The 10000-nt window shown below is 63.6% G+C and carries 7 protein-coding genes and 2 rRNA genes (1 of these 9 running past the window's edge); 7 read left to right on the forward strand and 2 right to left on the reverse strand.

Translation table 11 applies throughout. From position 1 onward, the window contains the following. Together ACX9MO_RS10430 and rrf are read left to right on the forward strand one after the other, a co-directional pair. Positions 1 to 1857: ribosomal RNA gene (locus ACX9MO_RS10430) — 23S ribosomal RNA — on the forward strand; it begins 1009 nt to the left of the window's first position. Between the two features lie 110 nt (positions 1858 to 1967). Continuing rightward, a 5S ribosomal RNA gene (rrf, locus tag ACX9MO_RS10435) occupies positions 1968 to 2082 on the forward strand. A gap of 153 nt (positions 2083 to 2235) precedes the next feature. Here the strand turns inward: rrf and ACX9MO_RS10440 are convergent. Beyond that, positions 2236 to 3306 carry a helix-turn-helix transcriptional regulator gene (locus ACX9MO_RS10440; protein ID WP_462211796.1) on the reverse strand — a complete coding sequence of 357 codons (1071 nt, stop codon included), beginning with the start codon at positions 3304 to 3306 and terminating at the stop codon, positions 2236 to 2238. 148 nt (positions 3307 to 3454) lie between these two features. Here ACX9MO_RS10440 and cysD point away from each other — a divergent pair, with 148 nt between their 5' ends. The 4 genes from cysD (at position 3455) to ACX9MO_RS10460 (ending at position 8386) form a co-directional block, all read left to right on the forward strand. Continuing rightward, positions 3455 to 4360 carry a sulfate adenylyltransferase subunit CysD gene (gene cysD / locus ACX9MO_RS10445; protein WP_462211797.1) on the forward strand — a complete coding sequence of 302 codons (906 nt, stop codon included), beginning with the start codon at positions 3455 to 3457 and terminating at the stop codon, positions 4358 to 4360. A gap of 61 nt (positions 4361 to 4421) precedes the next feature. Next, positions 4422 to 6338 carry a sulfate adenylyltransferase subunit CysN gene (gene cysN / locus ACX9MO_RS10450; protein ID WP_462211798.1) on the forward strand — a complete coding sequence of 639 codons (1917 nt, stop codon included), beginning with the start codon at positions 4422 to 4424 and terminating at the stop codon, positions 6336 to 6338. Positions 6339 to 6586: 248 nt separating this feature from the next. Beyond that, positions 6587 to 7570, forward strand: coding sequence for a KpsF/GutQ family sugar-phosphate isomerase (locus ACX9MO_RS10455; RefSeq protein ID WP_462211799.1), 984 nt, complete (start codon positions 6587 to 6589; stop codon positions 7568 to 7570). A gap of 18 nt (positions 7571 to 7588) precedes the next feature. After that, positions 7589 to 8386, forward strand: coding sequence for a 3-deoxy-manno-octulosonate cytidylyltransferase (locus ACX9MO_RS10460; RefSeq protein WP_222495488.1), 798 nt, complete (start codon positions 7589 to 7591; stop codon positions 8384 to 8386). A 49-nt stretch (positions 8387 to 8435) separates the two neighbouring features. Here ACX9MO_RS10460 and ACX9MO_RS10465 read toward each other — a convergent pair whose 3' ends face one another. Beyond that, the gene (locus ACX9MO_RS10465; RefSeq protein WP_462211800.1) at positions 8436 to 8978 is read right to left on the reverse strand and encodes an NADPH-dependent FMN reductase; all 543 of its coding nucleotides are present in this window, start codon (positions 8976 to 8978) and stop codon (positions 8436 to 8438) included. Between the two features lie 169 nt (positions 8979 to 9147). On the opposite strand from ACX9MO_RS10465, the gene ACX9MO_RS10470 reads away from it, so the two are divergent. Continuing rightward, positions 9148 to 9858, forward strand: coding sequence for an NYN domain-containing protein (locus ACX9MO_RS10470; protein ID WP_222495490.1), 711 nt, complete (start codon positions 9148 to 9150; stop codon positions 9856 to 9858). Positions 9859 to 10000 lie beyond the last annotated feature (142 nt).

Consider the following 10000-nt stretch of genomic DNA (forward strand, 5'->3'; position numbering starts at 1 on the left):
GACCTCCAGCTAAGGCCCCCAATTCATGGCTAAGTGGGAAAGCAGGTGGGACGACCAAAACAACCAGGAGGTTGGCTTAGAAGCAGCCATCCTTTAAAGATAGCGTAACAGCTCACTGGTCTAAATAAGTTGTCCTGCGGCGAAGATGTAACGGGGCTCAAGCCATGAGCCGAAGCTGAGGATGCACATAGTGCATGGTAGCGGAGCGTAGTGTGACATAGCACTCGTCCTCTTCTGCCGCTGAAGTACGAAGGCGCAAGACATTGCGCTCAAGTAGCGAAGCGGTAGCGCAGGATAGAGTGCTTTCGATGAAGCCGGGCTGTAAGGCATCCGGTGGAGAGATCACTAGCGAGAATGATGACATGAGTAGCGACAAAGAGTGTGAGAGACACTCTCGCCGAAAGTCCAAGGGTTCCTGCTTAAAGCTAATCTGAGCAGGGTAAGCCGACCCCTAAGGCGAGGCCGAAAGGCGTAGTCGATGGGAACCAGGTTAATATTCCTGGGCCATGTGATGGTGACGGATTGCGAAGGTTGTTCCTCCTTATCGGATTGGAGGGGCCGCTTAGCAGTTCCTGGAAATAGCCTCACTATGAGATCGTACCCTAAACCGACACAGGTGGACTGGTAGAGAATACCAAGGCGCTTGAGAGAACGATGTTGAAGGAACTCGGCAAAATACTCCCGTAAGTTCGCGAGAAGGGAGCCCGGTTTCCAGGCAACTGGAGGCTGGGGGCACAAACCAGGGGGTGGCGACTGTTTACTAAAAACACAGGGCTCTGCGAAGTCGCAAGACGACGTATAGGGTCTGACGCCTGCCCGGTGCCGGAAGGTTAAAAGGAGGGGTGCAAGCTCCGAATTGAAGCCCCGGTAAACGGCGGCCGTAACTATAACGGTCCTAAGGTAGCGAAATTCCTTGTCGGGTAAGTTCCGACCTGCACGAATGGCGTAACGACTTCCCCGCTGTCTCCAACATCGACTCAGCGAAATTGAATTGCCTGTCAAGATGCAGGCTTCCCGCGGTTAGACGGAAAGACCCCGTGCACCTTTACTACAGCTTCACACTGGCATCAGGCCAAGCATGTGCAGGATAGGTGGTAGGCTTCGAAGCAGGGACGCCAGTCCCCGTGGAGCCTCCCTTGAGATACCACCCTTGCTTTGCTTGATGTCTAACCGCGATCCCTTATCGGGTTCCGGGACCCTGTGTGGCGGGTAGTTTGACTGGGGCGGTCGCCTCCTAAAGCGTAACGGAGGCGCGCGAAGGTTGGCTCAGAGCGGTCGGAAATCGCTCGTTGAGTGCAATGGCAGAAGCCAGCCTGACTGCAAGACTGACAAGTCGAGCAGAGTCGAAAGACGGCCATAGTGATCCGGTGGTCCCAAGTGGGAGGGCCATCGCTCAACGGATAAAAGGTACGCCGGGGATAACAGGCTGATACTGCCCAAGAGTCCATATCGACGGCAGTGTTTGGCACCTCGATGTCGGCTCATCTCATCCTGGGGCTGGAGCAGGTCCCAAGGGTACGGCTGTTCGCCGTTTAAAGAGGTACGTGAGCTGGGTTTAGAACGTCGTGAGACAGTTCGGTCCCTATCTGCCGTGGGTGTAGGATACTTGAGAGGAGTTGCCCCTAGTACGAGAGGACCGGGGTGAACGGACCACTGGTGGACCTGTTGTCGTGCCAACGGCAGTGCAGGGTAGCTATGTCCGGACAGGATAACCGCTGAAGGCATCTAAGCGGGAAGCCCCCCTCAAAACAAGGTATCCCTGAGGGCCGTGGTAGACCACCACGTCGATAGGCCGGAGATGTAAGTGCAGTAATGCATTCAGTTGACCGGTACTAATGGCCCGATAGGCTTGATTTGATCCAGTAGAAACCAGACTTGCTACTCAAAAAAAGAGAAGCAAAGCACTACTGACAAATCAGAAGCATACACAAATAAATACTGACTTGGACAACAGGCTCTTTCCTCGGTCTGGTGGTCATAGCACAAGCGAAACACCCGATCCCATCCCGAACTCGGCCGTTAAGCGCTGTCGCGTCAATGGTACTGCGTCTCAAGACGTGGGAGAGTAGATCGCCGCCAGACCTAGTAAAGAGCCACATATCTCTCAATACGTATGACAAAATACACAAAACGCCCGACGCCACAAAGCGTCGGGCGTTTTGCGTTACAGAACCTTTGCACAATCAGATTTCTGTGCCGCGGCCAAAGGGATCTCGTGCGAGGACGAACTGCAGTTCAGGACCCTGAGCGCTCCGCGTCGTCGAACCAGAGCGCACTGGTCAGCATCTTTCTCATCACGCCGGCCTGGCCCGTGACGTCCATGCGAGCAAAGATCCGCTTCGACGTCGTACGCGTGGTGTCGATCGTCCAGGAGAGGCGGTGGGCAGCCTCAGCGAGGCTGTGACCGTCGCAGATCAGGCAGGCGAGTTTGGCCTCGCTCGGGCTCAGGCCAAGGTGCCTTGCGGTTGAGGCGAGAGGAAGCGCTTCAGCCATGGGCGCGCTACGGAGATATCCGATCCTGCGGGGCTGCCCGTCAGGAGCCGTTGGATCATCGCGGATCATCATCTCCATCAGGGGCTGCTCGGAGAGTCGCAGCAGATGTGCCTTCGGCGTGAGGGTGTCGGGGCCGGATAGGGTTTTTGAGGAAGAGAGCGCCTTTTTCAACTCCTGTGCCAGCAGCGTGTCGCGGACCAGCAGACGGCCGTCCGGTCCGACGCGAATTCCGGCTATCGCCTCGAGGGGGGCGCGCAGCGCGGGGTCCATTTCGAGGACAGTCCCGTTTGGCGAAAAGAGGACCCATCCCCCGCCGAGGTGCCTTGCGATGGCGCGGTATCGGCCGGCGCGGGCGCGTTCCTCGGCGAGTCTCTCCCAGGTTTCCAGGGCCGGGCCTAGGTGCGGGATCAAGGTGGAGAGGTGCACCGCCGCCGTGGCGCGGAAGTCGTCGCCCTTGCGCTGTAGGATCAACAGGGCGCTGTTGCCCTGGTCCGGGCCGGGCCTCAACTGTGTCTTGACGGCGCGCAGGGGATCTCGTGCGGGGGCCGTCAGGCTGGGGAGGTCACCCTGTCCGTATATCCGGTGGAAGCGCATCCGAGGCTGGTCGGGCGCGGGGCGGGCAGGCGGCTCGACTTTTGGATCGTGCCAATGCCAGTCCTGTTCCCGCACGCCCTGCCGGTCGAGGCGCAGCGCGGCGCTGCCGGCGCCGGTCTGTTCGGCCAGCAGTGCAAGAAACGCGGGCCACCCGGGCGTCCCGGAGGGGGCGCTGGCTGCGGTGTAGAGCGCATTCAGGATCTCCGCTTCGCTTGGCATGCGCGTTCCGGTCCTCGTGGCGTATGAACGGAGGGCTGAATTGGGGCCTTGGGTCCCGCCCCTCAACAGGTACCTACCATATGGGAGGTGTCAAAGGGAGAGCACAGGTTTACCTGTCGATCAATACTCGATTTCCACAGGATACCTTATGAGCCTGAAGTCCCTGACCCACCTGCAGCGCCTGGAAGCGGAGAGCATCCACATCCTGCGCGAGGTGGCCGCCGAAGCCCAGAACCCCGTCATGCTCTATTCCGTGGGCAAGGACAGCGCCGTCATGCTGCACCTGGCCAAGAAGGCCTTCTACCCGGCGCCGCCGCCCTTCCCGCTGATGCATGTCGACACCACCTGGAAGTTCCAGGACATGTACAAGCTGCGCGACAAGGCCGCCGCCGATGCGGGGATGGAGCTGATCGTCTACCAGAACCCGGAGGCCAAGGAGAAGGGCATCAACCCCTTCGACCACGGCTCGCTCCACACTGACATGTGGAAGACCGAGGGGCTGAAGCAGGCGCTGGACAAATACGGGTTCGATGCGGCCTTTGGCGGCGCACGCCGGGACGAGGAGAAATCGCGGGCCAAGGAGCGGGTCTTCTCCTTCCGCACCGCCTCGCACCGCTGGGATCCGAAGAACCAGCGCCCCGAACTCTGGCGGCTCTACAACGCACGCAAGAACAAGGGCGAGTCCATGCGGGTCTTCCCGATCTCGAACTGGACCGAACTGGACATCTGGCAGTACATCCACCTCGAGGGCATCGAGATCGTGCCGCTCTACATGGCCGAGGAACGCCCCACGGTCGAGCGGGACGGCATGCTGCTGATGGTGGACGACGATCGCTTCCCGCTGAAAGACGGCGAAAAGCCCGTCATGCGCTCGATCCGCTTCCGGACGCTGGGCTGCTACCCGCTGACCGGCGCCGTGGAAAGTACCGCCAAGACCCTGCCGGAGGTGATCCAGGAAACCCTGCTGACCACCACTTCCGAACGCCAGGGCCGCGCGATCGACCACGATCAGGCCGCCTCGATGGAGAAGAAGAAGCAGGAAGGCTACTTCTGAGCTTTTTCCGCCGTCCCGCGACCCGCGGTGGATGGCCCAACCAGTTTCCAGGGGACACCCCATGACGACCCAAGACAAAGACACGATCTACAAGACCGACGCGCTGATCGCCGAGGACATCGACGCCTACCTCGAGACGCACCAGCACAAGACCATGCTGCGTTTTATCACCTGCGGTTCGGTGGATGACGGCAAGTCCACGCTGATCGGCCGGCTGCTCTACGACAGCAAGATGATCTTCGAGGACCAGCTCGCCACGCTGGAGGCTGACAGCAAGCGCGTCGGCACCCAGGGCGAGGGCATCGACTTCGCCCTGCTGGTGGACGGGCTGGCCGCCGAGCGCGAGCAGGGCATCACCATCGACGTGGCCTACCGCTTCTTCACCACGGAGAAGCGCAAGTTCATCGTCGCCGACACGCCGGGCCACGAGCAGTACACCCGCAACATGGTCACCGGCGCCTCCACCGCCGACCTGGCCGTGATCCTGATCGACGCGCGCAAGGGCGTGCTGACCCAGACCAAGCGGCACAGCTACCTGGTGCATCTGCTGGGCATCAAGAACATCGTGCTGGCCGTGAACAAGATGGACCTGGTGGACTACAGCCAGGAGGTCTTTGACGAGATCGTGGCTGATTACACCACCTTCGCCCAGTCGATCGGCATCGAGGCTTTCGTGCCGATCCCGATCTCGGGCCACATGGGCGACAATATCACCGCGCCCTCCGAGAACACGCCCTGGTACAGCGGCACCGCGCTGCTGCCGCATCTCGAAACCGTCGAGATCGACAGCACCAAGGAGCCGCAGGAGGCGCCATTCCGGATGCCCGTGCAATGGGTGAACCGGCCCAACCTCGACTTCCGCGGCTTTGCCGGGCTGATCGCCTCGGGGCGGGTGCAGCCCGGGGACCCGGTGCGCGTGCTGCCCTCGGGCAAGACCTCCAAGGTGGCCCGCGTGGTCACCTTCGACGGCGATCGCGCCATGGCCGTGGCCGGCGAGGCGGTGACCCTGACGCTGGAAGACGAGATCGACTGCTCCCGCGGGCAGGTCATCGTGGCGGCGCAGGCGCCGCTCGAGGTGGCCGACCAGTTCGAAAGCACGGTCATCTGGATGGACGAACACGAGATGGTGCCGGGCCGGGCCTACTGGCTCAAGATCGGCACCCAGACCGTCTCGGCCACCGTGCAGCACCCCAAGTACGAGGTGAACGTCAACACGCAGGAGCATATGGCCGCCAAGACGCTGGACCTGAATGCCATCGGCGTGGCCAATGTCACCACGGACCGCGAGATCCCCTTTGCGCCCTATGGCGAGAACCACGACCTCGGCGGGTTCATCCTGATCGACAAGATGACCAACCAGACGGTCGCGGCGGGGATGATCAACTTTGCCCTGCGGCGGGCCCAGAACATCCACTGGCAGGCCACGGACATCACCCGCGATGATCACGCGGCGATGAAGAACCAGAAGCCCGCGGTGATCTGGCTGACCGGCCTCTCCGGTTCGGGCAAGTCGACGATCGCCAATATCGTCGAAAAGAAGCTGGCGCGGATGAACCGCCACACCTTCCTGCTGGATGGTGACAACGTGCGGCACGGTCTGAACAAGGACCTCGGCTTCACCGAGGCCGACCGGATCGAGAATATCCGGCGCGTCGGCGAGGTCGCCAAGCTGATGACCGATGCGGGGCTGATCGTGATCACCGCCTTCATCTCGCCCTTCCGCTCGGAACGCGAGATGGTGCGCCAGATGATGCAGCCGGGTGAATTCGTCGAGGTCTTCGTGGACACCCCGCTGGAAGTGGCCGAAAGCCGCGACGTAAAGGGGCTCTATGCCAAGGCGCGCGCCGGGCAGCTGAAGAACTTCACCGGGATCGACAGCCCCTACGAGGCGCCTGAGGGGGCCGAGCTGCGCATCGACACCACCGAGATGACCCCGGAGCAGGCCGCGGACCTGATCATCGCGCGGCTGATCCCGTAACGGGCAGGCACATTCGACATCCGAAGGGGCGCTTCACGGCGCCCCTTTTCACAACTGGCCCCCCGGTTCTGACATCACCGGGGCAGGGCGGGCACCGGACAGGCGGGGCGCCGGGAAGGCGCGGCGGCCCGCGCATCGGCGGTACTGGGTACGAAGGCGCGCGTCCGCTGACGGGGCCGGGGGTGAGACCAACACTTGCCCGCCTGTCGTCTTCGGGGGTAGATCGCATGCAACGAAGGAGAAACCCGATGACAGCGACTGACGCCCTGCACAACGATGATCTGGCCGAAATGGGTCGTGTCCTGAAGGTCGAGGCCGATGCCCTGTCGCTGATGGCCGGGTCCCTCGGCGAGGCGCATCGCGAGGCGATCGCGATCCTGCGGGCCGTCACCGGACGTGTGATCGTTTCGGGCGTCGGCAAGTCAGGCCATATCGCCCGCAAGATTGCCGCGACCTTTGCCTCGACCGGGACGCCGGCGCAATTCGTCCACCCGACCGAGGCAAGTCACGGGGACCTCGGCATGATCACCAAGGCGGACGCCTGCATCGTGATCTCGAATTCCGGCGAGACGACGGAGCTGGCCGATCTCGTCACCTATGCCGGTCGTTTCGCGATCCCCCTCATTGCCATCACGCGCCGCCCGGAGAGCACCCTTGGCAGCGCGGCCGACATCGTCCTGCCGTTGCCCGATGCCGCCGAGGCCTGTCCGATGGGGATCGCCCCGACGACCTCCACCACCGCGACGCTGGCGCTTGGCGATGCGCTTGCCGTGGCGCTGATGCAGGGCCGCGGGTTCGGCAAGGCCGATTTCCAGGTCTTCCACCCCGGCGGAAAGCTGGGCGCACAGCTGCTGCGGGTCGAGGCGCTGATGACCCCTGCATCCGATCTGCCGCTGGTGACAGCGGATGCGCCGATGCGCGAGGCCCTCGTCGCCATGTCCGGCAAGGGCTTCGGCGTGCTGGGGATGACCGAGGACGGCACGGCCGCGGGCCGGCTCACCGGGATCATCACCGACGGCGACCTGCGTCGCCATCTCGAAACGCTGTTCGACAGCGACGTCGGGGACGTGGCCACCACCAGCCCCAAGACGATCGACGCCGGGGCCCTGGCCTCCGAGGCGGTCCACCTGATGAACGAAAAGAAGATCACGGCGCTCTTCGTGGTCGATGCCGAGATGCACCCGCTGGGGCTCCTGCGCCTGCACGACTGCCTGCGCGCAGGCGTTGCCTAATCCTGTTCGAGGTTACCCATGAAGACTGTCATCCTGATCCCCGCCCGCTATGCCTCGACCCGGTATCCGGGAAAACCTCTGGCCACGCTCACCGGCCCCGATGGCACCAAGAGCCTGATCCAGCGCAGCTGGGAGGCGGCCATGTCCGTGCCGGAGGCCGACGCCGTCTTCGTTGCGACCGATGACGACCGCATCGCGGACGCGGCCCGCGCCTTTGGCGCCGAGGTCATCATGACCTCCGAGGACTGCCGCAACGGGACCGAACGCTGCGCCGACGCCCTGACGCGCGGCGGGCTGAGCCCCGAACTGGTGGTGAACCTGCAGGGCGACGCACCGCTGACACCGCCTTGGTTCCTCAGCGATCTGGTCCGCGCGATGCAGGAGGATGAAAGCCTCGACGCCGCCACGCCCGTCCTGCGCTGCGATCCGGAAACGCTGGCGATGTTCCTCGAGGACCGCAAGAACGACCGGGTCGGGGGCACCACCGCGGTCTTCGATACGGACAGGAACGCGCTCTATTTCTCCAAGGAAGTGATCCCCTATACCGGCGGCAAGAGCTTCGATGCGGGGCAGGTGCCCGTCTTCCACCACGTCGGGGTCTATGCGTACCGTCCCCGCGCCCTCGCGGCCTATGGCACCTGGGCCGAGGGCGTGCTGGAGAAGCTCGAAGGGCTGGAGCAGCTGCGCTTCCTCGAAAACGGTGCCAAGCTGAAATGCGTCGAGGTCGATGCCCGGGGGCGCCTGTTCTGGGAACTCAACAATCCCGAGGACGTCGCCCGCATCGAGAAGGTGCTGCAGGCCGAAGCGCGCGGCTGACCGATCTGATCGGCGTGCAGCGGGGGCGGTGTCCACCCCTGCTGTGCCCCTAGCGGATCGCCTGCACGAAGCCGTCGAGGTACCCGCGCAACTGGTCCCGCACCTTCGCATCGGTGAGGGCGCCGTTTTCATCGAAGACCGCTCCTGCCTTCGACACCATCAGCCGCCCCTCCTGGTAGGGACGGGTGGCAAGCGCCCGAAGCACCTGCAGCCAGTGCGCCTGGCTCAGCATTGTCCCGAAGCCGCCGGGCGAGGTGCCGATCACGCCGACGGGCTTGCCCCGGAAGAGCGCCGCGCCCTCTCCGCTCGACATCCAGTCGATCGCATTCTTGAAGACGCCCGGCACGCCGTTGTTGTACTCGGGCGTCACCATCAACAGCGCATCCGCCGCCGCCAACTGCTCCCGCAGGGTCACCACCGCGGGCGGCGCGCCGTCTGCGGCTTCTTCGTCGGCATTGTAGAGCGGCACGCCGGTGATGGTTCCCGGCAGGATCGTCGCGCCCTCGGGGCAGAGCTCGATCGCCGCGCGGAGCAGGGCCGCGTTGTAGGATTTCGCCCGCAGGCTGCCGGACAGGCCGAGGATCGTGGTCATGGTCGCGTCCCTTTCGCATCGTCGGCGCACCCGGGCGCGCCGCCCTCAGCGAAACCGCCCCGGGGCGTGACGTCAAGCACCGGCGAGACTCCTACACAAGACCGGTCACGCACTTGACCCCCGCCATTGACCTGCCAGATTGAACGGGAGGCCAATAACGAGAAAGCTCATGCCAGAAAGCCGTCCGCTCTATGCCGTCCTGATCGACGCCGACAACATCCCCGCCCGCCACGCCGCTGCGATCCTCAAGGAGGTGACCTCTTACGGCGAACCGGCGTTGCGCCGGGTCTACGGCGACTGGGGCGCGGAGCGTCTGCGCCCCTGGACGGAGCAGGTGCGCAGCCTCGGCCTCGTCGGTCATCAGGAGACCGCCAACACCAAGGGCAAGAACGCCAGCGACATCGGCCTGGTGATCGACGCGATGGATATCCTGCACACCGGCCGTTTCGACGGCTTCGTGCTGGTCTCCTCCGACAGCGACTTCACCGCCCTTGCCAACCGCATCCGAGAGCAGGGGCTCGACGTGATCGGGATCGGCGAGGCCAAGGCGCCCGAAAGCCTGCGCAACGTCTGCAACCGCTTCGTGCTGATCGAGAACATCGTTGACGAGCCGAGCCCGAGCAAGGGCTCGGAGCCGGGGCCGGGCAAGCGCAAGCCGCTGGAGGCAGTGCCGCTGATCCTGCGTGCCATGGACAAGATCGAACAGGATGACGAGTGGTATCCGATGGGGCAGCTCGGCCAGTACGTGACCGCGGACAACCCGGACTTCGACACGCGGACCTATGGCAAGCGCAAGTTCTCGGACCTCATCGGCGAGCTGAAGATCTTCGAGACCAAGCGCGGCGCGGGGAATCAGCTCATGGTGCGCCGACTCGATTGAGGCCCGCGGGCGAGGGCGGGTGCGAATCTCGTCCGGACCGCCTCCGTATGCAGGCCGGCGAGTCGTCCTGTGCGACTCACCGGCCCGAATCGCGGGCCCCGATTCGACATTTCGCCCCGACTCGGATGATCGGGGCGGAAAA

The sequence above is a fragment of the Pseudooceanicola profundus genome (genome assembly GCF_054919315.1).